The sequence below is a fragment of the Photobacterium alginatilyticum genome (assembly GCF_009910675.1).
GTDB lineage: Bacteria > Pseudomonadota > Gammaproteobacteria > Enterobacterales > Vibrionaceae > Photobacterium > Photobacterium alginatilyticum.
Map to the genome: position 1 here is coordinate 158,250 of NZ_RSEJ01000009.1, position 25,274 is coordinate 183,523.

Here is a 25,274-nt window from a genome sequence, read left to right on the forward strand (position 1 = left end):
AATTTAATCAACAAATGCAAGGCTCAGCCCGCTGCTTAATAGTAATCCGCATAGAGAGCGACAGGCTCTGGCGGTGTTTTTATCGGTTGCCAGCCCTCATTGAAGGTATATTTCACATACAATTGAAAATGGTTCGGCTCATAGAATTCGGACCGCTCCGCATCCACCAGCGCCCCGACATACCATTTTGAGCTTACCCGTTTTTCTGCCGCCAACCGAAGGGAATAACCAAAATCCCCACCTTTTTCTTCACTGCCGTCAAACCCGTATGGCGCATCGAGTTCACTCCAGGAATGTGATACCGAGGCATAAGCAGAATAGGCCCAGGTATTCTGATAGCGGCCGTAGTAGCTGACCGGTAGCGAAAGCGAGAAATATGACTGGGGACTATAGTATCCGCCATGCCCAACGGCAAACTCACCCAAGTTTTTATCGTAACTCATGTAAAATGCACTGATACCGGCACTCAACCGCTTATCTTCCTCGGCGATTAGTTTGCGGTAGCCGCCCCCCATCAATGCAAACCGGGTATTGTCTACAGTATTTTTTCCATCCAGGTAATGGAATTGCGCACTCGACCAGTAACCATACGGCCCGCCGTCATCCCATGACAGGCCAAGGTTGATACCCGTTTTTAACACCCCTCCCCACTCTTGTTCAGTTGGTGCCGCAGGAGGTACGGCCGCTTTTATGCCCGAGTAAGACACGGTTGTACTGGTTTCAGGACGGCGTGACAAAGCAGCACGAAAGGTAAACTGGTCGATATCAAATACCTTCTCAACGCCACCGACAACACCCGTATTGAGAAAACTCAGCGGCGTGGTTCCGATATCTATCCGCCAGTCTTTGGCTTCCCAACCAATGCCAATGGCAGTGCCGCTCTGCTTATCGTCAAAACTAACATCACTATCAAAAAAGGTTTGATCACCAGAATCTACCTCAACATAATCCACCTTTACGACCAAATGACCGTCATACTCAGAGAAAGGTATCTTGGCCTCCAAGGGCACATTGAGCTCATGGTTCTCACCTTCACGGAAACCATAGTCAATCCCGAGCTTGATATAGCCATCTTCCCTGGCTCTCAGGGTATCGATATCGGCTTTCACCCTACGCGTCAGCCAATAGTCATCGGCTTCAAGATACATAGTTTCTAGTGTAAGCTCCTGCCCTTCCTTTTTGACAGGATGTTTAGCCTGCCTGTCAGCCAGCAAAGTCTGGTATGCCAGCTTTTCGGCAGTTTTCCATTGCTGTTTATCCATCGCAATGTTCAACGATTCCCACTTATCAATGACCGTCCCATCATCGCGTTCACTAAGCTTGGCCAGCATCAGGGTCGCATCCTGATTATTATCGGTCTCGTAAAGTACCTCAGCCAATTTGAGTTGCTGTGAATAAGAAAGAAGAGGCTGGCGCTGTATCAAGCGCTGCGTGACATAGCTAAAGGTTTTTTCATCAGCCAGTTTATGACTGGTCCGAACAAGACGAAGTGCTATCTCATCTTGGCTGGCCACTTCAGAGTTAAGTAAAAACTGAAACGTCTGGTGTGCTTTATTGATGTTTCCTACCGCGTAATCGGCTTTGGCGCCGTATAATTCATAGTCGGCCACTGTCTGATAGTATTTCGCCTGTAACTCTTGGTTTAATTTCCGATCCTGGGCAGCTATGCGCCAGCTATCGAACAGAAACCTATCATCGAGGGCAACAGCAGCCTCCCCATAGCGAATGAACATATTTTCATCCAATGTTGAAAGCTCCGGAGCACCAAGAACTAAACGCGCCTTGCCAAGATCTCCCATTCGTACCCAGGCAAACGCCAGGGTTAACCGACTTTCTACCCGCTTGGGGCGAGGATAGCTCTGCAGCAAGCTGATCGCCTTGTCAGGATCTTGCTCATAAAGGGCAGTAGCCCGGGCAATCACTTGCTTGAGTTTCAGCCTTTCCAGAGTCTGCTGCATACTGACTGTTCGATTTTCGTCAGGTATAGACGAAACCGTAGCTATTGCAGCATCAAGCCGATCTTGCTGGGATAAATACAAACCATAGGCATAGACCATTTCCGGCTCCTGAGAGTTCGCAGCCCAGTTCGCCATCAGGCGATCAGCCAGCGCTTTCTGACGGTAACCTACCAGCAAATCAGCCACTTCTTTCCTTAACCAGGGATCACTCGGATTAAGTGCCACCAGCATATCGAGCGTTTGCTGTACTAGGCGCAGGCTTTTCTCACTGCTCGCATAGGTATCAAGCCGCCTGGCCAATAGCTCTATCGTTAGCGCATCAATTTCCTTGCGTACCAACGCTTGTTGCGCTGGCGTAAAAGAGCTCACCTGCAGCAATGCAATCTGGGGTTGCTGCTGCGTCACATAGGTAGCCAATATTCCTCTGAGTGCTGCAGCATTCAAGGGATCCTTTACCTTTGCTTTCCGAAAACCGGCACTTGCCGCTGTATACTCTCCCTCGGCAAGAGAAAGATTTGCCAGACGGGTATAACTTTGCGGGTTGTCTGGCAAGAGGATCTGCGCTTTAGAATAGTATTCCTTTCCTTGTTGAAGCAGCCCTTCTTCTACCAGCTGATCGCCACGCTCAATGTAGGTCCAGTACTGGGCAGTTTGAACAAGAGACTGGTATTTTGTGGCGTTATCAGGGTCTTTATCAAAATACGCAGCCCGCTTGAAATACAACAATGCCTGTCCTGATTCCCCTACGCGCAGATAATACTTTCCTATAGCCTCTAATAATTGAGGATCATTCGGTCGGGTCGATATCGCATAGCTTAGCTGCTCGTAAGCATCCGGGAGGATGGCGGGATCCTCGGTTTTCACTAAAGCAATTCCCTTTAGCTTGGCAAGATAAGTCGGATCTTTTAGCCATTCTTGCTCCTGTCTCCAGCGGGACTGGGCAGCAATATTAGCTTGCTGGATAGCGAAGTTGTAAGGGAAGTAACTGGCAAGTGTCGCATGCTGTTTTGCCCAACTATCATCAACGGGCAGATCTGCAAGTGCGCTTAGCCACGTATTGGCTGCCTGTTCCCCGACATGTGGATTTGCTGCCAACCTCTTAACAGTCGCCAGCATCCAGGGGTTAGCAGAGTCCCGCTTTCTGAGGTGGTTGGCAAGGCTGAGCTGTAATACCGGTACATCCGGGTATCGGTAATTCATCTGCTCGAGCTGGTCTTTGACCCGTTCCCAGTTGTTATCATCTTCAGCAAGCAGAGAAAGGTAGGCAAGCCTGAGCTGGTACGTTGGCAAGCCATGGGGGAACAAAGTATCGTAGCCTGCAATAGCTTCCTTTGTACGGCCAAGCTTTTCCAATAACTGAAGCCGTTTGTACTCATTCCGTTTATGGGTATAAATGGACAAATATGATTCTAATAACAACACCGAACTCGTTCCGGAATGCTGCACTCGCAGCAAGTTCAGTATCAACTCGGCCTGCTTGATCTCATTCTTTCGCGCACTAAGGCGCGCACGTGCTGCTTGTCCTTGTACATCATATGGCGAAACAGCCATTAATCTCTCGACAGCACTTTGGACAATATCATCACGATTCATCAATTCTGCGGTAACAATCTGGCCATGGAGCCAGTCAACAGAGTCTATCGCTTGGGGCTGGGATGCTTGCTGTATCAACGACGGCGACAAACTATAGACTTGTTGACGCTGCTCAGGGGTCAGCGCCCAGGCAAAACTGGCGAGTAGTAACCAATAGAAAGACAGACTCGCATTTATTATTATGCGTACCGGAATTACTGACATTGCGCATCCCAAAATGTAACCAGGCTACCATCGCGCTCGAACCGATACCGGTTCTCAAACCATCCCTCGCCAAATAGTGCCAGAACGTTATCGTAGTAGTAATCGTTCTGCTCACTGAGCAGTGACTCTTTCACCGATTGATACTGGCTCTTGGCAAATTCACGTTCGCCCGATGCCACCAACAGCGGCAACATAGAAGCTGAAAAACCAGCCGACCCCTTACCCCGATAAGACCCATTACGCGTGTCTACCGTTTGCGGCGGTAAACCTTTACGGGTATTTGCAGTAACCATAGGCTGCATAACCTCGACAACCTGGGGCTTAAACGGATCATCATCGGCCAGCATACCCGCCCACAAATAGGTACGGATCGCGTTATAGCTTCCTTCTCCTTTGGTTTTTTTGTCTCGGGTATAACCTTTCTCTGAATAAACAACCCAATCAGGGCTGAAGCCCTTTGGCATTGATTCAACGATAAGCAGTTCACTTCCCTTTCTGAGTGAAGCCCAGTCTTGGTGAGGAAAGGATGTCGCCATTTTTTCTATCAGCTGTATTGGCACATAGCTGGGATTAAGGCGATATGTGCGGTCATCAATAACAAAACCTGTTGGCGCCGGCAGCAAGAGACGCTCACCTTGTTTCAGCGCTACGGTCTCCTCGCGCAAGATCCTACTGGCAAGGAAGTAGGCAACACTCTGATAGTAATAGTTGTCCCATAGCCGGCCAGCTTCATACAGGGCATAGGCTATCCACAGATCCGAATCCGAGGCTGAATTAGCATCGAGCACCGAAAACATTCCCTGCGCATCTCTTCCCCACAGCCATGCAGGAAGCCGGGCTGTCAGATCACCTTTGGCCAAGTGTGTTTGGGTCCACCTGAAAAGTAGATCAAAGGTCTCGGGATCATTGGCAATCAACGAAAAAAACAATGCGTAGGACTGCCCTTCAGAAGTAGTGATCTGCCTAGGATCAGATGCATCAAGCACTCGCCCATCATCAAGAATGTAGGTGCTTTTAAACGTTTCCCACAATGGCCAGTTACATTGCTTCGCAGATACCTGAGAGCTGATCATAATGCAAACTAGCAGAGTAATTAGCTGTTTCATTACTTACCTCCGTCAGCCAATCTGTCGGCAGATATTCGTCGCAATACACGCCAGAAAATTATCGTGAGCGCGACAATTAGGAATACGACACACAGGGCGAGCAATACCGGGTGGGAAGAGAAGTGGTACCAAACCAAGTCCATTACTGGTAGTTGCCCTAGGTAATAGCTCTTTCCGACCTCGAAGCTTGCCACCTGCCCCTCCTGTATAGTGACAACCGAACCAAACATATGGTCTAACTTGCCACTGTCATTCAGCGCATCACCAATCAAGGCAAAATCATTGGGTTGCGATGCCACTAGCGAAATGAGGCTACGTGTCTTGGTTAGAGGTGACTCCATAGCAACCATGCTTGCAAATGCACCTTGAGCCGTTACATCAACGGTCCCTAATACATCTGCATCATCAGGCTTGCTCTGTAACCAGCTCGCCCAACCCAGCTTGTTATTACTCGCAGGTAAGGCAAGTTTCCTAGTCATTTCCCCCAAGATCAGGTTCGCGCCATCTTGAGAAACGGCATTGTCAGCCTTTGGCGATAGTCGCCCAATCGTCAAAATATCTTTATCACTCAACTGCTGCGGATCCCAACGATCCAACATGGCTACTTTTATTGCCGGATACCCTGTTTTGGCTCCTATCGCCCCCATCGTGTCGAGCATCAGCGCTACTTCAGGCGCTGGCGGATTTGGCTTCATAACCACAGCTGTTTCCGATAAGTCGGCCATTCTGGAATATGGAAAGCCTGATTTTGCAAATGCGCGTAAGTTAGGCATTTTTATGTAATGTGGAAAATCGGAAAAATCCAGCGTAGAGTCCGAGTCCATCACCGCATAATAGCGACTGGGTTGTGCCGACTGACAGTTACCACCCGCCCCTGATATGAAGCTAAACTCAAACTGCATCGTATTACTGCTATCAATACGAAAAGCCGGGATGCGAGAGATGGAATTCGCACTGATTAACGTATCGTCCAGTAGCGGTACTCTGATCGGGCTGCTAGCGGCATGTTTGCCCGTATCTGATAAATTAAAGGCTTCAACAAACTGCCCATTGACCGAAAAGCTCATTCGCGATTCGGCATTCCCTAACGGCGGGGAATAGCGGTAGGCTAACTCAAGCGGTATCCCCCTCGACTGCCAGGCAAAAAGATCCGGTGGTAAGTGGAATTCCACGTTAATTGGTGCAGCACTACGCCCTTCACGCTGTAACTGATAAGGCCCCTCAACCAGTTCGGCAAAACTCACCGGCCTGTCTGTTCTCACCCAGTTTGGCGCATCATAGGGCTTGCGGGGCTTTAGTTCGGTAACATTATTAATTCGTGCTATAGGCCCAGAGAGCAAACTGTCTCCTAGCACCAAACCACGTACAGCAGTATTCAGATCACGGCTGTCACGCCCCAGTACAAGCAATAACTTCCGGTAACGGTTGGTGGGATGAGTAATTAGCTGAAGCACAGGGCCATTCACTGTTGGCAGGTCTTGAATAAATGAAGGGCGATGCTGATTCGTTGCAAAGACTATCGCATTATGCTGCTGGGGAAGGTCGTCAAAATAGACAGGGAAATTAACACCGCGCCAACTGGCCAGAGTGCCAAAGTAAGAAGCCATCACCCCTGCAGCGGTTAAGCCGTCAATGTCACGTTGAGGTGGAAAAACAAAAGGAAGCGTTAAATGCGAAAAGTCTCTTTGATCAAAAAATGGCGCTGGCAGCAAAGCAAGATCCGTTGCCAGAACAGCATTGTGAACTTGCAGCTTAATGCTGCCTGCCTTGCTGATTTCAGCCCAGATACTCGGACTATTCGGATCACGGCAAGTACTGTTGATTGATCCAATAAGTTCAAAACGTAACTGATTAAAGTTACTAATAAATCTTGGGTTTAGCGGTATCGAGGCTGACACGCGTTGTCCCTGGTCACCCTCATTAATGGGAACGACCCCCATCAGCTCTTCATTCAAAAAGACTTTTAGATGAGAAACGGCGGACTGCAATGCCGGAGAGGGAATAAAGCTAAACTCTAACACTGCCTTCGAGACGATTTCATCCAGCCGTGAGCCGAAGCTCAGATAGGCCGCACTTTCGCTTCCGGACATAGTGATGGAGCCATTAATACCCAACTGCGAAAAGCTAATATCCTTATGCTCGATATCCGCAACAGGTTCAGACGCCTGTACAACAGTCGCTAAACAGAAAAGCTGTAAACCAACGAGAAGTGTAATTATTTTGATGGTTAGACGCTTCATTTATCATCCCTCAACTGCACAAACCTTGGCCTAAATGACGACAGATAACTAAGTAGAGCCCCAATAGCAGACTTTAGAGAGAGGTAGGCTTTTTTAATAACCGAAGGACTATTCTCCAATAGCTTTTCATAACCTTTAACGCCTACCATCAGTACGCTTTTGAAACTATTCATTGGTCTATCTGGTTGATATTGCTTTTTCCAAATCAACCAGTTATCCGCACGAGCAAACGTACACTGTACGAAATCAATTTCTTGTTTAGTTGTAAGGGGACAGAGCTTAAGGCCAACGCACTCTTCGTCACGGTAGATAACCATGCATTTAAACGTTATTTCCTCTGACGAACGGTGCAACGTCACTTCTATTTCATGTTGTCCGTCAAAGATTGAATTGTCAGCAGTTTTGACCCGCAGCCCTCCCAGTGAGAAATCGACCAAAGTCGCCGGAAACATATGGCCGCTTTGTAGGCGAATCATTGCGGGAATTTCGACATCGATACGATGATTCTTTCGAATCTGCTTCTCTTCGGCCGCAACAGCAATTGCGCCTCCCAAAATAAACAAGTTATACAGGGTCCAAACCAAATTAACCCCGGTGGTTGCGAGTTCGTCTCCTGGCCCCCATCCAAGCCGGTAGATCCCGAAACCCAGCCCAACGACATTCATTCCTATCAACACCAGATAGGGTTTCGAAATACTCCAGTCAAAATAGGCCTCTTCAATCAACCCGCCTTTTTCGGTCACATTGAAGCGGCCTTTTTCCGGGGCAAACAACGCAACCGTTGTCGGACGAGCGATATACCAGGCCAATACCGTTTCATAGACATCCCCCCAAAAAGAGTGCCGATATTTTCCCTGGATTCTCGAGTTCGCTATAGCTGCATGGATCATATGTGGCAACACATACAGAACAATTGCGATTGCCGGGGCATAAATGATCTGCATTTGAAAGACTAAAAAGGCCAGCGGAGCGACAAGGAAAATTATCCGGGGGATCCCCGATAAGAAATGCAGCATTGCATTGAGGTAACAGAGCCTCTGAGGCCACTTCAGTCCTTTTCCCCGCAAAGGATTATCCAACCGAAAAATCTGCGCCATTCCCCTTGCCCAGCGGATCCGCTGGCCGATATGCGCCGATAAACTTTCTGTTGCCAAGCCGGCCGATACTGGCTGGCGTAGATACGCTGAACGATAACCAAGGCGATGCAACTTCAAGAACGTATGGGCATCTTCAGTCACCGTCTCGACCGCAACGCCATCAATTTCATCTAGCGCAGAACGACGTAATACCGCACATGAACCACAGAAAAAAGTCGCGTCCCACATATCATTGCCATCTTGCACCAAGCCGTAGAACAAGTTCCCTTCATTAGGCACATCCCTAAAATTCGCCAGGTTACGTTCAAAGGGATCAGGTGAGAAAAAATGATGTGGTGTCTGCACCAGTGCCAGCTTGTCATCTTTCAGAAAGCCGCCCATCGTGACCTGAAAAAAGGCCCTTGTTGGCACATGGTCACAATCAAAAATAGCAACAAACTCACCCTTAGAGCGCTTCAAGGCATAATTAAGATTACCTGCCTTGGCATGTTCATGGGTTGGCCTGCGAATATAATGTACCCCAACCTCCTTCGCGTAGGCCTTGAACTCATCGCGCTGCCCGTCGTCCAATATATAAATATTGAGCTTACTCCTGGGCCAATCCACACCAAGCGCTGCCAGTACCGTTGTTTTAATTACATCCAGGCTTTCGTTGTACGTCGGGATCATCAAATCAATTGTTGGCCACTCTGAAACGTCTTTCGGCAGCGGGATAGGCTTTCGCTTTAATGGCCAGGCATTCTGAAAATAGCCCAGCATCAAGACAAGCCAGGAGTAACTCTCCGCCATCAGCAATATCATACCCAGAGCCAAATCGACGGAGTTGTCCCAGTTAAGTGTCGAGGTATACCGCCACCATATATATCGACACGAAACGGTTACAGAAAGAATAATCAACAATAAGTTAGGCACCCGACCAGGCAAGCGCCGTATCATCATTGCCGCCAGCCAAAGTAATAACACAAAAACGATTTGAGCTTGCCAGGCAAAAGGGACAGTAAGACAAAGCACTGAAGCAATACCGACCAACACACTCAGCAGTAACTTGGAAAAGCTCACTCTATCGGATCGGTTTTCTGTTTGAGATTTATCTGCCACCCTTTCGACCCAGGCTCCAGCCCAATGCACGATAGACATCGGAAGGCCGATAAACCACAACAGGCCGTCTCGTAGGGTATTGATCGGCTCTGTCTCCGTAACCTCCCGTCGAGTGCGTTCAGCACCATTTTGCTTTACCACAAGCAACCATAACGCCTGTATCAAACAGCGTACCGAATCCAAAAAACGCGGTCTGGCAAAATTAATATGCGGGAAAAGCGTTAGAGGTAATGTCCAAGTCTGATGCCCGAAAACGGTAGGCCGAAGAACAATAGAGCAGATACAAAACCAGATGAACAATATAAAACGACCTGAACTCGATGCATGCTCACTCTCGGGATACACCGTCAGGTATTTGTTGAAGCTCTGCATAACGGAGGGCTTGATTATCCCTCTTGCAATGAAGCTAAGCATAACTGCCTTCATCACAACTGAGAGCTGCAATGCTCCACAGCGCTAACGTTTTGAACTCTGCGGCGGCAAGACTTCCGGGTGAATAGCAGCTCACGGTTTGTAAATTAGCCGTTGCTTCCGTAAGCGCCTCATCGAAATGAATCGGGTTTGAAATTAAGGTCTCTCCCCATATTTTTTTCATATAAAAGGAAAAGTCACTACTTACTTCACTCGTCGAATAGAACTTATTCGCAAGCAGTTTGATTTTAGAAAGCTGGCTTACACTTTTACTCTGAGCATCGAGAATGGAGTAGCAAGCCGTATCGGGATTGATCACGACTAAGTGCAGATCAATAGTGGCATGAAGATCTCGCAGGGGCTCCATGAAACTGCTAGTAAAGCTAACGGATGGCAAATGAATGATGGCGTAGTCAAATTGATCAGCCAGCGTTGTCAGCATCTCAGAAAAAAAGCTATTAGACAGCCGATAAACTGATTCGGGTTCTGAAAAATAATCGATTTTACGCTGTTTACTAAGACTCTTCTCCCTGCCGGATAGTACAGGTTTCGCTTGCGCTCCGAAGGGAAGAAAGCTCACCCCGGCAGGACTTTGATGAAAAGCAAGAGCCCAGTCCTCACCACAATATTCGCGGCTAGCCCAACCATCACCATCTGTCATTTTCATCGAAAAGTACACACGAAGAAAATTACGAAGGTCCAGATCTACAATTGCGACATTCTTATTAATATCATGAAGCCCACCAGCCAGGTTAGCAGCAACCGTCGATGCACCAACCCCGCCCTTCAAGCCAGAGACAGCGATTAATTTCATCTATTTAGACCTTTCGGAGAATAAGTTATGGCTCTTTTGTTTCTATTATTCCATTCACTGGTTTCGGGTGGCGTTCATTGACTTCATCAAAAACACCCCAACGCCCGTTAATAATGCGAGCTCTTTCGTTATCGGCAAACTCTTCATAGTCAAAGTCATCCAAATGGTATGAAGATGCTATGTAAGATAGATCTGATTCTATATCCATATCACTTTATAGTTATTTTAAATAAACAAAATGTATTGATGACGGACATCAGCAGAGATTCCATACAAAATCACTTACTGATCTTAACGCCCTAGTCTCTAATACGCTTATCTACTTATAATCATAATTATCAACATAATAAGAATAGCAGAAGTTAATAAAACAGCCACAATCTGACTTTTTTTATTGCACTTTTTTACTTATCGTTGAGAGCTGGCTGTAAAAGCAAGCATCAACCCATCTTTGACTTTTCTGCCTAGTAGCACCCTCTTCGATTCTGCTTCAGAAGCGTCTGAGCCTTGTTGGCTACGGGTCGGTACTATCACAATGAGTTTATCCTGCTGAAAATTGACCAAATTACGATCTTGGTACTAGGCTTATTAACAATTGGGGAACGTCGATACTGAAGTATATTGATTGTACTTCATCCATATTTTGGAGGTTTGGCATACCAACCAATTCTAACTTTCCTCAACAGTGAATTTAGCGACTGTAAGAGAGTATGAGCAATATAAGTTATGACTAATTTTATTCTTTCAGAAGATGATAATGTGATAAATTTGCTTGAAACTGATCCTTGCCGTCTTCGAGGACCACATGTAGCAGATTCCGATTATCACGTTTTACTGTTAAATACGTCTTATGATTGCTACCAGAAACTCTCTATTAAGAATAAAGACAAGCTCTTAGCACTTTATAATGAAGTGTTTTTCTTAAAGTGCAGTAACAGCCTGAAAAATATTGTTCAGCTACTTGATGATATAGAAAAAATACCCGTAACATCAAATACTACATTATTTGTACTATCAGAGAGCAGTTTATTATCCCCTGATAACAACGAACAGCTCAGTGCTGCATTATCTCGCTTAAAGGTCTGGCAACTTAAATCAAACATCGCTGTGTATTTTTGCATTTATGACGTCCGCCATAATAAGTCGCTCGTTTCAACGTTATTGGCCCATTGCAACCAGATTGAAAGCGTCTCTCTCGTGAGTACTTCGGATGAAATCAACTACCACTACACGCTTCTTTTTGCCCACACCAAACAGGGCATCATAACTAACGCCGACTATTACTTTGATGCAAACCAAAAGACGTATACCCCAATCGAAGACAAAGCGTACTTGCGCAATTTATCTATCACCGACACTATCAATGACAACCGAGATATTTTAACGCTGGCCTCTTTGTTAAGAGAAAATGAAGTCCCCCCGGCACAGTTTCGGTTCTTTGAAACTCCTGAAGAGATTCTAGAGGCATCATTAACCAACAAGAAGGCAACCATCGTTCTTCCTTGTGTTTCCTACGAAGCAATTGAAGGTATATCCCGCCTCGCCTACCAACTAAGGACATCTTGCGGACTTGAGCTGAAAATAATTATCAGGGAACTCATCCAATGTATCAGCTATTTTGATGAACGCCTGTTATTGGACTCAGGAGTCAATCTTATCGTTCCCGCCGAGGTTTCTTTCTCTCACTTTGTCAGCCAGACACTCGCAATACAAAACCAAGTGTATGTTGGTCAGCTCCCTGATAAATATGAAGACCTTCTCAGCTTACGGCCACGTTACAGTTATTCAGGCCAAAGCGATATAACGTTGTTCACTCAGCACGTTAAGTCACTTATTTCACAGCAAATGAGCTTAAATATAGACTTTGCCTTGATAAGGCTCAACATACTCCCGAGCCAAGACATAACAGAGTGTGCCTCATTGTGTAAGTTACGACGTGATGGCGATTTGCTCACAACCGGAGATAGCGTTATCTATGTTTTTTTAAGTGCAATTAGAGCCAATGATATAGACGACGTACTAAACGGTATCTTTCACCTCAAGGTCAGTGAGCTATTTTCTAGTTATTACGTTTTTATTAACCCGGTTGACATTATTGAAGAACTTACCAACGCAACAGCTCCACATTTAAACAAAAACGTCAAAACTAAACCAACACGCTGGCACACAAGCAAACCGTTACCTAGCCACAAGACTACGACTCGCACCTACGCCAAGCGTGTTCCTCTAGAACGGAAATCTCAGAGGGTACTACCATGAATCTGACTGATTTTATCGTGACAATCTCGATTGCGATTGCTGTCGGCTTTGTGCTTGGCTTTTTCACCAACTCAATGGTTTCCCAAGTACGTCGACACTGGCTAAACAGGCACCTTAGCTATTTCAAGAAATACAAAAACAAAGATGATGCATTGTAATTCAAGCAGGGACATGGCTTATCATGACAACGAAACAACTCAGTGAAAAAGTAACCTGGTCTCTGGGCTGGTGGAACATCTACTTTTTGCTCAAGATAGCCTTAAAGGTTAAAGGGGTGATAGGATTTTCGACCCTCTACAATTTTGCATTTTTCTTTTTCCTGCTGATCCCTGTGGCTAACAAGGGGCTAAGGGCAGCCAAAAATAGCATTGCCGTCGTTGTCGGCCTATGGCTGTTTCACTATGACTCGTTCTTACCACCACTTGACCGGTTAACCACCCAACTTTCTCAACTGCTACAGTTCGATTCGCTCTATCTGCTTGAGCTGCTTACCCGGTTTATCTCTCTTGATATCATCCTTTTACTCTGCCTTATCCTCATCGGTTACTACTTTGCTCAGCAAGTCTTTCGGGTAACGAGCCTGGTGATGATCACCATGGTTTTTTTTAGTTTTAGTAACACTGAAAAGCCGCTCTATGTACAGGCCAAAGTACCTACTACCCATGTTTCACAAAACGACATACATCAGACCCGTATCACTCCGCCCCAAACAGCGTCGGCCTTATCCGCAGAACCTCCTGGCGCTGAATTAAAGCTTCCTGACATCATTGACGATATCAGCCTTAATCAATACCGGAAGGCTTTTTTCGCTAATGAAGCGCAAAAACGTTCCAGCTTACAAAGCGGGCTCAACCTAAATCATAACTTTGATGTACTCCTGTTGAACATATGCTCGATATCCTGGGACGATCTCGACCTGACGGGCCAAACTACCCATCCATTATGGGCAGAATTTGATATCCTGTTTGAAAATTTCAACTCCGCAACAGCCTATAGCGGCCCAGCGGTTATTCGCCTTCTGCGTGCCAGCTGTGGTCAACAAGAACACACCAGCCTCTTTGAAGCTGCAAGCAACAAACAATGTCTGCTATTTGAGAACCTGGCGCAACTTGGTTTCAAAAATGAATTGCTTTTGAACCACAACGGTGAGTTTGGGAATTTCATGACCCATATCAGCAACAACATCGGTGCGCTCTCTCCCGCCGTCGATCTTGATAAATTGTCGCCGTACCAGAAAAGCTTTGATGGCTCGAGTATTTACCGAGATGCCACTGTATTAAAGCAGTGGCTTGCCCAAACCAACCAAACTCGCAATACACCAACAGTCACCCTGTACAATTCTATTTCTGCCCATGATGGAAACCGGATCATTCGAGGTAATTCCGGTAGTAGCCTAATCAGCTACAGGCAGCAGCAAAAAAATGTTCTTGATGATCTCTACGCATTTGTAAACAAGCTTAAAAAGTCAGACCGGAATCTGGTTGTGATATTCGTCCCTGAGCACGGTGCTGCAATGCGAGGTGACAAAATGCAAATTCAGGGAATGCGAGAAGTCCCGACTAAGACCATAACGCATGTTCCTGTTGGCATTAAATTCTTCGGCCCCGACCTCAATATCCAAGGCGATAAAATACAGCTGAACCAACCCAATAGTTATCTCGCGATTTCCGATTTATTAGGGAACATTATCGCCAGCGATGTCTTTTCCGGAAAGCCCTTCCAGTTGAGTGATCTTGTTCAGAATTTAGATGAAGTCGGAATTGTTTCTCAAAACCAAGGAACAACCATACTGGAAATCAGAAAATCCTCTTTCTTGACACTGGATGATGAAAGCTGGCTCCATTACGATGCTAAATAGAGACAGAGCAATATTTTGGCTTGCCACTTCTTACATCAGCTAAATTGTAAATGTTTGAAAAGATGGCATAAACAACATGGTATGACACTGCTAATTCTGTAAAAATAATCACAGTTGATTAACAATTACAGGATAGAAGCAATGAATGTATCGACGCGAACCTGGGATGGCTTCGTAAGAGGTTATCACTGGTTGCAAGCCTGTTCCGTTGCCGGTCTATGGTACACGGGTACGGAAGGTCTGATGGACTGGCACTTCGCACTTGCCTATTTCTTATTAGCGCTTCTGCTTACCCGCCTGGTATGGGGCTTGGTTGGTAGTGAAACGGCCCAGTTTCGTCATTTTGTCCGCTCTCCTAAGGCTGTATTCCAGTATTTGACGTCATTACATAATAAAGACAGGCAGGCGACACTACATCCCGGACACAATCCGGCAGGTGGCTACATGGTACTTTGTTTCTTTGCTTTGCTGAGCATCCAGCTTATAACGGGACTATTCGCCAATGATGACATTATTTCTGAAGGCCCATTCGCAATGTATGTCAGTGGTGAGATAAGCAGCTTACTCACTGAAATACATACGATAAACTTCAATCTGATTTTGGCTGCAATAGGTATTCACCTGTGCGCTATCATTATCTATTTGCTGGGTAAGGAAAACCTCATTAAGCCTATGATTAGCGGTAATAAGCCCCTTCCAACAAGCATTGCGCCAAGAATAACAAACGGACTGATTGGGTGGCTGATTTTTGCCATGATTGGCGGGGTGATTTACATCTACTTCGCACAAGAGATTGTGAGTTATCTTTTCTAATCTATACGGGGGCAAAGTGTCTTCACTTTTCCCCCGATTGTTATTCTGTAACGGGCGTTAGCGGAATTTATAATCGCTATGACAGGATTTACAGTTTTTCGCTGCTACGCCAAACGCACGTTTCGTTGCGCGCTCGTCACCGTCAAGAGACACCGTTGCCAACTGGGCCAGATCAGTCTGAAACTTATTGAGTTTCATGGAGAAGCCATCCCAGTCAGACCAGATTTCAGGTTTTGCTTTCGTATCACCAGACTCAGTACCAGGTTCCTTAAATGCTTCCTCCGGCATTAACGATAGCTGAGAGATAAATTGTGCGCGTTGGCTAAACTGCTTCTGATCCCAATCTTTGCGACCTTTAACCATTTCAGCCATATCTCCAAAGTTTGTCGCAATCATGGAAAATGCTGACTGACGGTAATGGATAGCATCTTCCGGTTTTTCAAAAGGTGATGCCGAGACACTGGTTGCAACCAACAGTACGCTGCCGAGTATTACTTTCTTCATCGTTGTAGTTCCATCTAGTTGTTGTTATTAAACAAAATGATACCAATACAATACAGACAGTAAACATATACAGCCCGCAACTTACAAACATTTACAATACTGTAACCAGTAATGAATCAGTTCTGAGATCGGATGCGAGTAATGATAAAATCATCTTTACTACATAAATACAATATGAGCAAAGTCATGCTAGGCACACTAAAAAAAATGAAGTCATCACTAGGGAGTGAAGTTGAGTACCAGCTTCCTGTCGGTGATGAACTCTTGCCCCTAAACCCTCTCATAGGCAAAACACTAAAGCTGACCTATACCGGTAATATCTTCTGCGATGCCTGTGGCAAGAAAACAAAGAAAAGCTACTCACAGGGACATTGCTTTCCCTGTATGAAAAAGCTGGCTCGCTGTGACATGTGTATCATGAAGCCGGAAACCTGCCATTATGCTAAAGGAACCTGCAGGGAGCCTGAGTGGGGGAATACCCACTGTATGGTGCCACACTACGTCTATCTTTCTAATACGTCAGGTTTGAAAGTCGGCATTACACGCCATACCCAGTTACCGACACGTTGGATAGATCAAGGTGCGACACAGGCACTGCCTATTTTAAGAGTGAAGACCCGTCAGATTTCGGGGCTGGTTGAAATCGCCCTAGCAGAAATGGTGGCAGATAAAACTAACTGGCGTGCGATGCTTAAAGGTGACAACGAGAACATTGACCTGAAAGCTGAGGCCGAGAGATTACTCCCTACCATCGAAACTCGCCTCAATGAGCTTCTGGCACTGTACGGTGAAGATGCTGTCGAACAACTCAATGAAAAGTTGGTCAGTATCCAGTATCCGGTAACACAATACCCAACTAAAATTACGTCCCATAACTTCGACAAAACCCCTACCGTAGAGGGGACGTTACTTGGTATCAAGGGGCAATATCTGATCTTCGATAGCGGCGTGATCAATATCCGCAAGTTTACCAGTTACGAAGTGACGGTAGAGACACCGTAAAGGTGGCGTTACAAAGCAAAAAAGGCGGACATACCGCCTTTTTTATTGTTACTAAAAGTTTTGCTATTTCTTCGCCTTTGGCTGCACGTATTTTCGTGTCCCGTCGACAATGGCAACGTCCCGGATAAAGTTAATTCCGAGTACAATCCCCTTGCCTGCCGTCAACGCAAACTCCGTCAACTCATTCAGTTCACCCAGCTTAGCCCTTAGCTTCACAACGGCCTGACGCTCTTTGCTTCCATTTTTACCTTTCAGCCAACGTTCAACAGGTAGTTCGACTGCATGGCCGCTGGTTTTAAATTTAATCCAGTCATTGCCATCTCGCTCAAACTCCTGAACATCCGTCACGCCAATCGTAGAAAGCTTCACGTCAGAGTCGACTTTTACTCTTACATGCTGTTTGGCCGAATCTAACCAAACCCACTCCTCCGCACCCAGAATTAACTTTCCGTCTTGGGTCTTCGTCACAACCGGAGCTGGCTTAGGTTTGGGCTCTGGCTTAGGTTCTGGTTTGATTTCTGGCTTTACTGCGGGCTCGGGCTGCGAAACCGGGGCTATCACAGGCTCACTAACAATGGGCTCAACAGGCTTCGCCTCTCCCCCAACCTCAGGCTCAAGTTTGGGTTCCGGCCCTCGAGAAACTTGTTGCTGTGCACACCCAGCGAGTAAGACTGCTGCTATACAGGCTGCAATTATTCTCATTCTGTTAACCTTAAATCATTCCTATACCACAATAATATGCTGATAAATCATTCGCTAGCAAGCTCTACCTATGGGCATAGATCTCGTTAAATTGATTTACCTTGGACGTTAGCCATGCCTCATCATACCATCCCATGTTTCGGCTATGCTTAGCGTCATCCCACAAACTAAGGAACCAGCGTCTAAGCTCGAAACCTTCAGCTAATGGCACTTTTTCCTGATATCGCTCAACAAGCTTCAAATCAGGGCGCACATCGTAGAGGTGAAATAGATCGAATTCACGGTGCTTATAGCCCGCATCACAAGGGTCGAGAATTGCTGCTACTTTAAATGTCCGAGGATCAAATAGCACGTTACCGACATGACAGTCATCATGAACAAATGATGAGTTATTATTAATAGGCGATAGGATTTCCTCCTTTCTCTCCCACATTGAGCCGTAGGCTTCTTTAAGTTTGGGCGAGAATGGTGAGCATCCACTTTGCACGTAGCGCAACACTGGCGCCATCCAACTGTCAAACGCCTTAATTAAGCAAGGTTCATATTGATCTTCTGTCAGCTCAAAGCCTTGTTGCGCCTGATTATCATGAAGAGCAAGCAATAAATCTGTATAGCTTTCACGAAAGCTCTCAAGTGCGACCGGGTCATTGGGCAAATCATGAGCCGACATCCCATCTAACCATTCCATCATTATGTAGTCATAGCCTTCTTCCCGGCCGAAAAACAATACTTCTGGAACAGAGCAATCAAGACAATCAGATAAGCGTTTTAAGCCAGTGATTTCTTTCGCCAGCCGCCCTATCTCTCTCGAGAACTTTACGACAGCTTTCCCTCTTGGCGATGCAACAAAGACAACCCAACCATAAAACGTTTCTTGGATGTTGCACAGTTCAGGTCGCTGACTATACATAGTCAAATAGGCAGTTTCAGCAATTTGCTTAAGCTGAGGTTGAATCATTAACACTCCCTTTACCTTGAGAAACTGAACTCATTCAGTTACTTATTCCCTACACAAATACGCAGCCAATAATTCATTATTTTAGTATTATCACTCACAACCAGAGTGCAATAAATGACACTTCGTCGCTAGAGTTTTGGGTCAAAATAGTAATTAATGAGCACGTGCTCTCATAAAATTGTATCCAGGGAACCATTTCGGATGTGAAAACTCGCAAATTGAAGTGTTATAGAAAAGGATCTCAATCCATTCTTAGAAAACAAAGAGTTGCTACTTATCTTTATCAGTTACTATAAAGACATTGAGTATACGTGATACCTATACACCGAATTACCACTTATTGAATCGCAATACCTACCGCTTCAGCAAGCTGGTTCAATTGCTCTTCACTATCCAGCCGTACCGACCAGTTAACGCCACTTCCAGTCGCGGTAACTACGTTGGCACCACCAATTAAGGTAATATCGTCAACCCTCGCCTGCAATGAAGCTCGAGAAACGCCATTAAGACGAACAACCAACTCGTGCTGATTGGCAATAATACGTCCTTCAGAAAAAGATAAATTCATAGAGTTACACGTCTTTCTTTTTATGCTTCATGACAGCCATCGTCAAACGACTGGTACACACCAAACGTCCCCGCTCTTCCGTAATTTCAATCTGCCAGACCTGGGTTGTCGTCCCGATATGCACGGGTGTTGCGGTTCCTTTAACAATTCCGCTGCGAACAGCACGTACATGGTTGGCATTAATGTCCAGCCCGACACAATACCTCGTTTCATCGACACACATATTAGCAGCCAGTGAGCCAAGCGTTTCTGCCAACACGACTGATGCACCGCCGTGAAGCATCCCAAGCGGCTGGTGAGTTCGTGCGTCAACCGGCATCACAGCACTCAGGCTATTGTCATCAAAATCGCTGTACTCTATCCCAAGATGCTCAACCAACGTATTGACCGAGCTCTGGTTCAAGCTATCTAAGGTGAAGTCTTTCTTCCAAATACTCATGAGGTTACCTATAGATCGTCATGTCGTTAGAATACCACTCTCCATGTTTACCGACTACTAACTCTGCGCCTGTCGTAGTATGATCGAATCATTAGTTTTTCCTATAATTGAATGGAAGGAGTCATTCAGATGAATTACTTTCGACCTCTTATCAGTACGGCGCTTATCGCCTCGGCCCTTGCACTAACGGCCTGTTCCAGTTCGCCGACAGGTCGTCAGCAAGTGCTGCTTTTCTCAAACCAAGACATGTCGCAGCTTGGTGCGCAGTCTTTTGAGCAGCTAAAACAACAAGAAACAATCAACAGTGACCAAAAAACCAACCAATATGTGCAATGTGTCACAAGAGCATTAACAGCCAAGCTAAACCCGAGTAGCGGCTTCAGTCAATGGGAAGTGGTGGTATTTGACAGTAAGCAAGTCAATGCCTTTGCCCTCCCGGGCGGAAAAATCGGTGTTTATACTGGCTTACTGGATGTAGCAAACAATCAGGATCAACTCGCCACCGTCATTGGCCATGAAATCGGCCACGTATTGGCCCAGCACAGCAACGAACGCCTATCGCGTAACCAGTTAGCCAATGCTGGTCTACAGCTTTCCAGTATGGCTATCAGTGGCACGCAGTATCATGATGCCGCCATGGCCGGACTTGGGCTCGGAGTACAATACGGCGTACTCATGCCATATGGCCGTGCCCAGGAGTCAGAGTCCGATATCATTGGCTTGCGCCTGATGGCCGAAGCCGGTTTTAACCCGAATGAGAGCATCAGCCTGTGGCAAAACATGGCCAAAGCTTCAGGAGGAAGCCAGCCACCGGAGTTGTTGTCTACTCACCCGTCGCACTCGTCACGAATTGATGATCTGAGAGCTGAAATTGGACGCTTGCCTAGCTACAATGCAACACGCCCCCAGTGCCAGCTATAATTGGGCCTAACCCTATTTAGGACAAATTACCCTTAAGAAAAAAGCGCCCGAAGGCGCTTTTTTTACTCAATAACACTGCTTCCAAACGTGTTACTTCGTAATTTCAAAACCCGGCGTGTACACTTCTACACGACGGTTTTTAGCACGACCTTCTTCCGTATCATTTGGCGCCAGCGGCTCCGACTCCCCTTTACCCTGGGCAACAATACGGCTTTTGTTAATGCCAAAGTGCGCGCCAAGATAACCGGCGACAACCGCGGCACGCTCTTCAGACAGGTTCTGGTTATACTCTTCGGATCCTCGACTGTCGGTATGGCCAACGACATAAAGTTTTGTCTCCGGGTACTCCACCAGGCGTTGGGCAATAGGTTGGATCCGATCGATATCCGACTGCGATAAAGCATTACTATCAAAGGCAAACGGCAAGTTGACACTCAGCGCTTTCACTTTCATCACTTCCGGCTGAACGGGAACTGGTGCCGGCTCGGGGACTGGTTCTGGCTCTGGCTCAATAATGGCGACCGGCTCTGGTGCACCCCAATAGTAGACCAGGCTAACGCCGTAGAAATGAACATCACTTTCGCCCGGACTACTACCTCCGACTTGGTTGTAATATTGGTACTCTGCGCGAGCAGATAGATCGTCATTAAAGAAATACTCAGCACCGATCCCCGCGGTTGCAGATACACCGTTATCATCCTGATTATTTACGCTGTTATCGACATCAAAGACATAGCCGCCTAACTTACCAAAGAGATCAAATGACGGCGCGGCATGCCATGTGAACTTACCCACAAGATCCAAGCCGTGCACTTCAAACCCGCCACCACCGACATTGGCGTCAGCCTGCCCCAGATAGGTGTAGCCACCTTCGACACCAAACCAAGAATTGTAGGTATAACCAATAAAGGCACCACCACCCCAATCATCGCGTTCAAAGCTGCTCTCAGCACCATCCAAAGCACCGTCAAAACTATCAAAGTTGGTACCACCAATACGCGCACCGGCGTACCATGGGTTATCTGTCGTAGCATGAACGACTCCCGAAATTAACAATACCAATGGGAGAATTTTGTACATTTTTGTCATATCTAGATATCCCTATTATTGATTCTTTTTTGCCACTACCACTTAAGTGTTTAGAACCGAATTAGGATTTTTACAAGGGAAATACAACGAATTAATAATAAAAATCGTACATATATCAACAATAAAGAAAGGGGGTTGTTCAGATTGCCCTAAAGGAGCAGCCTAAGTCCATAGGTGATATTCAGACTTGTGGGATTAAAAATCCATTCTTGAAATAATAAAAAAGCTCATCGAAATGAGCTTTTTTATGGTAATTATTTGTCTTCTAGCCGCCCTTCAGCCAGCGCTTCGGCCGTGGCATCTTCCACTGCCATAAAAAGATAATCAACGTCACCTTTTGGCGATGTCATCGGATTCAATGTAACATTTTGGTACATAAATGGAGCTTGCTGAGTGATTGGCCTGACATTACGACACTTAAACAGGTAAGGACGCTGACGCCAGATCAAAAAGCTCCGGCAACCTAGTTCAAAAACAGGCTTGGATTTTGCCGTAAACCATTCTGACGGTATCTCGGGGAATACTTCAAATAAGTTCTTTCCGATCGCCTCATGGGCCTGTTTGCCGCTATGGTGGATCATAAATCCATTCCAGACATGAATGGTAAAGTCTTTATCCAGTACGACAAGGCCAACATCAACATGCTGCACCATATCTACCATCCAGTGGAATTGTTCAAATTCAGCAGGTAAAGAAAACATGGCCTAGTCCTCATCCATCAAGTAAGACAATTTGTTATCGAGTAAAGGAAGTGACTCATCAACAAACATCAGCAGCAGATCACATTTAATCGATGTATTCTCAATACCGTAGCTAACTTCAAATGTCATCGTTCTACGCCAATTACCCTCGGTCTGAGCAATCATCCTCTCAATCGGCATATGCTGTCCTAATAGTACTGGGTGGCTCTGAAAAAACTTCACCTCGGCCTGCTGGCCTAATCCCTTCAGGAATGAACCAACCAGGATATTACTGACATCCATCAGCAGTTCCAGCTCCGAGTCCCCGTCAGCCTCTATCGGATACTGCATCATTGCCATCAAATCTTTTACGCTGGAATCACTTAGCAGCACCAGCGCTTCACCTGCAATCCCCTCACCGCTAAATCCCTGGCAAATGCCAGACATCGTACTGCTACTTGCAAGGTGACGCATTGTCATATGAAGTTCACTCACTTCAAATACATTGACGTTTGGCAGAGGCAAGTTAACAAACACGTCGAAGTGACGTGCCAACGAATCAGCGGCACGACCAATTGCCACGTTGGCCACCTCAAGATAAACATCACGACGCCGGAGAGCGGGCGTCGACACTCTCTGAATCACCGCGTCAAATGCGACAGGCTCAGAGGGCGCCAGCTCTTTGAGGAATGTTTTCAAGAAGGCTTTGTCGACAGGCTTCTTAAGAAACTCTATCGCACCAAGCGACTTCACTCGTGCCTGTGCTTGTGGCTGGATATCCCCCGACACCACAATCACTTTAATATCTATTCCTTGCTGCTGAATTGCCTCTAATGTCTGGTATCCGTCCATTTCCGGCATGGTCAGATCCAGGAACATCAGGTCAAACTTTTCTTTCTTAAGGTGCTGCAAGGCTTCCAAACCGTTAACAGCAAAAGTAACTTCAGCATTCAGGGAAGCCGGTAAGGCTCTTGCCATCTGCTTTCGAGCTAATGCCGAATCATCACAAATCAAAATTGAAGTAGCCATGCGTGCTCCTCGCGCTTCTTATCTGTTGGAGCGCTGCTATATATTCTTTTTAATAAACTTTCCTCATGATGATAACAGTAGAAGCGCTATTGGTCTGCTGAAATATGCCATCACCACCTATTTATAAACGTCGTTATATCATCGCCAGCGTGACAACGTCACAAGCATATTGATTGAGCATGCATTCGTTGCTCACGCAGTCCCTCGCAATGAGCCTAATATTTACAATGTAAATACTGCACTTAATGTAATGATTTACCTAATCCACACAGAGTAAGTGTTTTAAACATAATCAAGGCAACGTAGAATGCTAACCATTATCACGATATGACTTAAACGGCTAAATCAGCATATTATGAATATTCATAGTTCCCACCGCACCGATAACCATCCCCCTGTTAAAGTTGGCGTGATCGGTGGCGGTATCGCTGGCTCGACCATAGCCCTTCGTTTGGCTGAGCTTGGTATTCAGGTTGAATTATTCGAGGAAGGCAAGAGCCTGGTTAACGGCCCACCAATTTGCCATTTGCATGCAGGCGGAAACCTTTACCGGGAAATTTCAGACCAGCAATGCCTAACCCTGCTCAAAGAGTCGATTGATACACTTCGGGTATTTCCCAATACAGCCAATATCCGCCCAACAGTTATTGCCGTTCCCCAGCATGATCCCGGCGATCCTGAGGTGCTTATTCCACGATTAAAGCTACTACAAGGTGCCTACCGTCAATTCGTTGAAGCAGATAGCCGCAATCAAGTTCTCGGTGATCCTGACCAATACTACAAACTCTACTACCGTAACGAGCTCGAACAGCTTTCCCGTACATCTATCCCCACCGAACCGGGCTCGCTTGATGACTGGATGATCCCGGTCGCGAAGAATATCGACCTGGATAAATTCAAGTTTCCGCTGATCCTCGTACAGGAATATGGACTTAGCGTATTTCGGTTGGCGGCAACGGCCAATCTCGCCCTCGAACAACTAGCTTCGAGCAAAGTCAATACACGCTCTACGGTTATAGACATCCAACAAAGCCATGAGTCTGGCAGCTGGTCAGTAACCCATCAGCAGTTTGATCCGACAATAGACGATCACATCACCCATTCCGTTAATGTCGATTACTTGATCAATGCCTGTGGCTACCGAACTGGTACGCTGGACAATTGGGCGAACTTACCCCGACATCGTATGGTTGAGTTCAAGGCGGCCTACGTGACCCATTGGGCAGAATGTCAAGGCGTCTGGCCAGAAGTGATTTTCCATGGCGAGCGGGGAACACCGAATGGCATGGCACAACTAACACCCTACCCTAATGGTTTTTTCCAGCTTCACGGCATGACTGAAGACATTACGCTATTCCGTCAAGGATTGGCCAGGAGCACGGCAGAAAATGCCCAGCCAGCGTTGGGAACATCATTCATTAGAAAACTCAAGCAAGGCTGGACTAACTCAGACATAGACACACGAACCGACAGGGCTATTTCACATATGGCGCAGTTTGTACCCGCCTACCAGACGGCGACTGTCGGTGGAAAACCCTTGTTTGGTGCTCAGCAGATCCCGGGGGATGATCCTTCTCTTAGAGCCGCGGATATCTCTTTTGCAGGTCGTCGCTATGCCAGGACAGAAATCGTCAAGGCCTCATCTGCTTTGTCGGCTGCTGAAGGCGTGATTCAACAACTTGTTATTGAAGGTCTGGTGCCTATGATGAAAGACGATACCCTACCCTTAGAGCAGCAATTCCCGGTAACGTCAGGGTTAAGCCAAAAAGAAATCGTTACCAAGGCCGAAGCATTAGCGTCAGAGAGAGGTTATCCGCAAGCCTTGGCAGGCCTTGTTCGATTTGAAGTGTGATCACTTACAGCCCAGACCAGTTCAACAAATCAAAGGCCGATAAATAAAGCAGCTCAACATAGCAATCTTCTTGGCGAGC

Annotated in this window: 21 protein-coding genes; 7 read left to right on the forward strand and 14 right to left on the reverse strand. The window is 46.3% G+C overall.

What is annotated here, in order from left to right; genetic code table 11:
- Positions 1 to 35 precede the first annotated feature (35 nt).
- From EIZ48_RS10840 to EIZ48_RS10865, 6 genes are read right to left on the reverse strand one after another with little or no spacing between them, the layout of a single operon-like run.
- On the reverse strand, positions 36 to 3,755 hold the full coding sequence (locus EIZ48_RS10840; protein ID WP_160650883.1) for a cellulose synthase subunit BcsC-related outer membrane protein: 3,720 nt from the start codon (positions 3,753 to 3,755) through the stop codon (positions 36 to 38).
- Complete coding sequence (gene bcsZ / locus EIZ48_RS10845) at positions 3,746 to 4,861, reverse strand: cellulose synthase complex periplasmic endoglucanase BcsZ (protein ID WP_160650886.1); 1,116 nt, start codon at positions 4,859 to 4,861, stop codon at positions 3,746 to 3,748. Before bcsZ ends, EIZ48_RS10840 begins: the two co-directional genes overlap by 10 nt.
- Positions 4,861 to 7,101 (reverse strand): cellulose biosynthesis cyclic di-GMP-binding regulatory protein BcsB, encoded by a 2,241-nt coding sequence (gene bcsB, locus EIZ48_RS10850; protein ID WP_160650889.1) that lies wholly within the window; start codon positions 7,099 to 7,101, stop codon positions 4,861 to 4,863. Before bcsB ends, bcsZ begins: the two co-directional genes overlap by 1 nt.
- Complete coding sequence (gene bcsA / locus EIZ48_RS10855) at positions 7,098 to 9,710, reverse strand: UDP-forming cellulose synthase catalytic subunit (protein ID WP_500690607.1); 2,613 nt, start codon at positions 9,708 to 9,710, stop codon at positions 7,098 to 7,100. Before bcsA ends, bcsB begins: the two co-directional genes overlap by 4 nt.
- On the reverse strand, positions 9,703 to 10,521 hold the full coding sequence (bcsQ, locus tag EIZ48_RS10860; RefSeq protein ID WP_160650891.1) for a cellulose biosynthesis protein BcsQ: 819 nt from the start codon (positions 10,519 to 10,521) through the stop codon (positions 9,703 to 9,705). The genes bcsA and bcsQ overlap by 8 nt, the downstream gene beginning before the upstream one ends.
- 25 nt (positions 10,522 to 10,546) lie before the next feature.
- Positions 10,547 to 10,729 (reverse strand): hypothetical protein, encoded by a 183-nt coding sequence (locus EIZ48_RS10865; protein ID WP_160650895.1) that lies wholly within the window; start codon positions 10,727 to 10,729, stop codon positions 10,547 to 10,549.
- 518 nt (positions 10,730 to 11,247) lie between these two features.
- On the opposite strand from EIZ48_RS10865, the gene EIZ48_RS10870 reads away from it, so the two are divergent.
- The 4 genes from EIZ48_RS10870 to EIZ48_RS10885 all read left to right on the forward strand — a co-directional run bounded on the left by EIZ48_RS10870 (position 11,248) and on the right by EIZ48_RS10885 (position 15,451).
- Positions 11,248 to 12,780, forward strand: a complete 1,533-nt coding sequence (locus EIZ48_RS10870; RefSeq protein ID WP_160650898.1) for a BcsE family c-di-GMP-binding protein — start codon at positions 11,248 to 11,250, stop codon at positions 12,778 to 12,780.
- A complete protein-coding gene (locus tag EIZ48_RS10875; RefSeq protein ID WP_160650901.1) occupies positions 12,777 to 12,938 on the forward strand; it encodes a hypothetical protein in 162 nt (53 codons plus the stop codon). Before EIZ48_RS10870 ends, EIZ48_RS10875 begins: the two co-directional genes overlap by 4 nt.
- Before the next feature lie 23 nt (positions 12,939 to 12,961).
- On the forward strand, positions 12,962 to 14,638 hold the full coding sequence (gene bcsG, locus EIZ48_RS10880) for a cellulose biosynthesis protein BcsG (RefSeq protein WP_160650904.1): 1,677 nt from the start codon (positions 12,962 to 12,964) through the stop codon (positions 14,636 to 14,638).
- 141 nt (positions 14,639 to 14,779) lie between these two features.
- On the forward strand, positions 14,780 to 15,451 hold the full coding sequence (locus EIZ48_RS10885) for a cytochrome b/b6 domain-containing protein (protein WP_160650907.1): 672 nt from the start codon (positions 14,780 to 14,782) through the stop codon (positions 15,449 to 15,451).
- Positions 15,452 to 15,508: 57 nt separating this feature from the next.
- Here EIZ48_RS10885 and EIZ48_RS10890 read toward each other — a convergent pair whose 3' ends face one another.
- A complete protein-coding gene (locus EIZ48_RS10890) occupies positions 15,509 to 15,955 on the reverse strand; it encodes a c-type cytochrome (RefSeq protein ID WP_160650909.1) in 447 nt (148 codons plus the stop codon).
- Between the two features lie 174 nt (positions 15,956 to 16,129).
- Between EIZ48_RS10890 and EIZ48_RS10895 the strand changes: the two genes are divergently transcribed.
- A complete protein-coding gene (locus EIZ48_RS10895; RefSeq protein ID WP_205298585.1) occupies positions 16,130 to 16,957 on the forward strand; it encodes a DUF2797 domain-containing protein in 828 nt (275 codons plus the stop codon).
- A 63-nt stretch (positions 16,958 to 17,020) separates the two neighbouring features.
- On the opposite strand, the gene EIZ48_RS10900 is transcribed toward EIZ48_RS10895, so the two are convergent.
- The 4 genes from EIZ48_RS10900 to EIZ48_RS10915 all read right to left on the reverse strand — a co-directional run bounded on the left by EIZ48_RS10900 (position 17,021) and on the right by EIZ48_RS10915 (position 19,624).
- On the reverse strand, positions 17,021 to 17,659 hold the full coding sequence (locus EIZ48_RS10900; protein ID WP_160650916.1) for a putative ATP-dependent zinc protease: 639 nt from the start codon (positions 17,657 to 17,659) through the stop codon (positions 17,021 to 17,023).
- A 64-nt stretch (positions 17,660 to 17,723) separates the two neighbouring features.
- Positions 17,724 to 18,617 carry a phosphotransferase gene (locus tag EIZ48_RS10905; RefSeq protein ID WP_160650919.1) on the reverse strand — a complete coding sequence of 298 codons (894 nt, stop codon included), beginning with the start codon at positions 18,615 to 18,617 and terminating at the stop codon, positions 17,724 to 17,726.
- A gap of 337 nt (positions 18,618 to 18,954) precedes the next feature.
- Complete coding sequence (locus tag EIZ48_RS10910) at positions 18,955 to 19,185, reverse strand: DUF3389 domain-containing protein (RefSeq protein WP_160650922.1); 231 nt, start codon at positions 19,183 to 19,185, stop codon at positions 18,955 to 18,957.
- Between the two features lie 4 nt (positions 19,186 to 19,189).
- Entirely contained in the window at positions 19,190 to 19,624 is a 435-nt protein-coding gene (locus tag EIZ48_RS10915; protein WP_160650924.1) for a hotdog fold thioesterase, read from the reverse strand.
- A gap of 129 nt (positions 19,625 to 19,753) precedes the next feature.
- Between EIZ48_RS10915 and EIZ48_RS10920 the strand changes: the two genes are divergently transcribed.
- Positions 19,754 to 20,545, forward strand: coding sequence for a M48 family metallopeptidase (locus tag EIZ48_RS10920; RefSeq protein ID WP_160650926.1), 792 nt, complete (start codon positions 19,754 to 19,756; stop codon positions 20,543 to 20,545).
- 90 nt (positions 20,546 to 20,635) lie between these two features.
- Here EIZ48_RS10920 and EIZ48_RS10925 read toward each other — a convergent pair whose 3' ends face one another.
- From EIZ48_RS10925 to EIZ48_RS10935, 3 genes are all read right to left on the reverse strand, one after another.
- A complete protein-coding gene (locus EIZ48_RS10925) occupies positions 20,636 to 21,634 on the reverse strand; it encodes an OmpA family protein (RefSeq protein WP_160650928.1) in 999 nt (332 codons plus the stop codon).
- 254 nt (positions 21,635 to 21,888) lie between these two features.
- Positions 21,889 to 22,335, reverse strand: a complete 447-nt coding sequence (locus tag EIZ48_RS10930) for a PAS domain-containing protein (RefSeq protein WP_160650930.1) — start codon at positions 22,333 to 22,335, stop codon at positions 21,889 to 21,891.
- A gap of 3 nt (positions 22,336 to 22,338) precedes the next feature.
- Complete coding sequence (locus tag EIZ48_RS10935; protein WP_160650932.1) at positions 22,339 to 23,343, reverse strand: response regulator; 1,005 nt, start codon at positions 23,341 to 23,343, stop codon at positions 22,339 to 22,341.
- 355 nt (positions 23,344 to 23,698) lie between these two features.
- Here EIZ48_RS10935 and EIZ48_RS10940 point away from each other — a divergent pair, with 355 nt between their 5' ends.
- Positions 23,699 to 25,195: an NAD(P)-binding protein gene (locus tag EIZ48_RS10940; protein ID WP_160650934.1), complete on the forward strand. Its 1,497-nt coding sequence runs from the start codon at positions 23,699 to 23,701 to the stop codon at positions 25,193 to 25,195.
- Positions 25,196 to 25,274 lie beyond the last annotated feature (79 nt).

Coding starts and splice junctions, on each gene's coding strand:
- EIZ48_RS10840 (WP_160650883.1), bottom strand. CDS start 3,755: ATGTCAGTAATTCCGGTACGCATAATAATAAATGCGAGTCTGTCTTTC.
- bcsZ (WP_160650886.1), bottom strand. CDS start 4,861: ATGAAACAGCTAATTACTCTGCTAGTTTGCATTATGATCAGCTCTCAG.
- bcsB (WP_160650889.1), bottom strand. CDS start 7,101: ATGAAGCGTCTAACCATCAAAATAATTACACTTCTCGTTGGTTTACAG.
- bcsA (WP_500690607.1), bottom strand. CDS start 9,710: ATGCTTAGCTTCATTGCAAGAGGGATAATCAAGCCCTCCGTTATGCAG.
- bcsQ (WP_160650891.1), bottom strand. CDS start 10,521: ATGAAATTAATCGCTGTCTCTGGCTTGAAGGGCGGGGTTGGTGCATCG.
- EIZ48_RS10865 (WP_160650895.1), bottom strand. CDS start 10,729: ATGGATATAGAATCAGATCTATCTTACATAGCATCTTCATACCATTTG.
- EIZ48_RS10870 (WP_160650898.1), top strand. CDS start 11,248: ATGACTAATTTTATTCTTTCAGAAGATGATAATGTGATAAATTTGCTT.
- EIZ48_RS10875 (WP_160650901.1), top strand. CDS start 12,777: ATGAATCTGACTGATTTTATCGTGACAATCTCGATTGCGATTGCTGTC.
- bcsG (WP_160650904.1), top strand. CDS start 12,962: ATGACAACGAAACAACTCAGTGAAAAAGTAACCTGGTCTCTGGGCTGG.
- EIZ48_RS10885 (WP_160650907.1), top strand. CDS start 14,780: ATGAATGTATCGACGCGAACCTGGGATGGCTTCGTAAGAGGTTATCAC.
- EIZ48_RS10890 (WP_160650909.1), bottom strand. CDS start 15,955: ATGAAGAAAGTAATACTCGGCAGCGTACTGTTGGTTGCAACCAGTGTC.
- EIZ48_RS10895 (WP_205298585.1), top strand. CDS start 16,130: ATGAGCAAAGTCATGCTAGGCACACTAAAAAAAATGAAGTCATCACTA.
- EIZ48_RS10900 (WP_160650916.1), bottom strand. CDS start 17,659: ATGAGAATAATTGCAGCCTGTATAGCAGCAGTCTTACTCGCTGGGTGT.
- EIZ48_RS10905 (WP_160650919.1), bottom strand. CDS start 18,617: ATGATTCAACCTCAGCTTAAGCAAATTGCTGAAACTGCCTATTTGACT.
- EIZ48_RS10910 (WP_160650922.1), bottom strand. CDS start 19,185: ATGAATTTATCTTTTTCTGAAGGACGTATTATTGCCAATCAGCACGAG.
- EIZ48_RS10915 (WP_160650924.1), bottom strand. CDS start 19,624: ATGAGTATTTGGAAGAAAGACTTCACCTTAGATAGCTTGAACCAGAGC.
- EIZ48_RS10920 (WP_160650926.1), top strand. CDS start 19,754: ATGAATTACTTTCGACCTCTTATCAGTACGGCGCTTATCGCCTCGGCC.
- EIZ48_RS10925 (WP_160650928.1), bottom strand. CDS start 21,634: ATGACAAAAATGTACAAAATTCTCCCATTGGTATTGTTAATTTCGGGA.
- EIZ48_RS10930 (WP_160650930.1), bottom strand. CDS start 22,335: ATGTTTTCTTTACCTGCTGAATTTGAACAATTCCACTGGATGGTAGAT.
- EIZ48_RS10935 (WP_160650932.1), bottom strand. CDS start 23,343: ATGGCTACTTCAATTTTGATTTGTGATGATTCGGCATTAGCTCGAAAG.
- EIZ48_RS10940 (WP_160650934.1), top strand. CDS start 23,699: ATGAATATTCATAGTTCCCACCGCACCGATAACCATCCCCCTGTTAAA.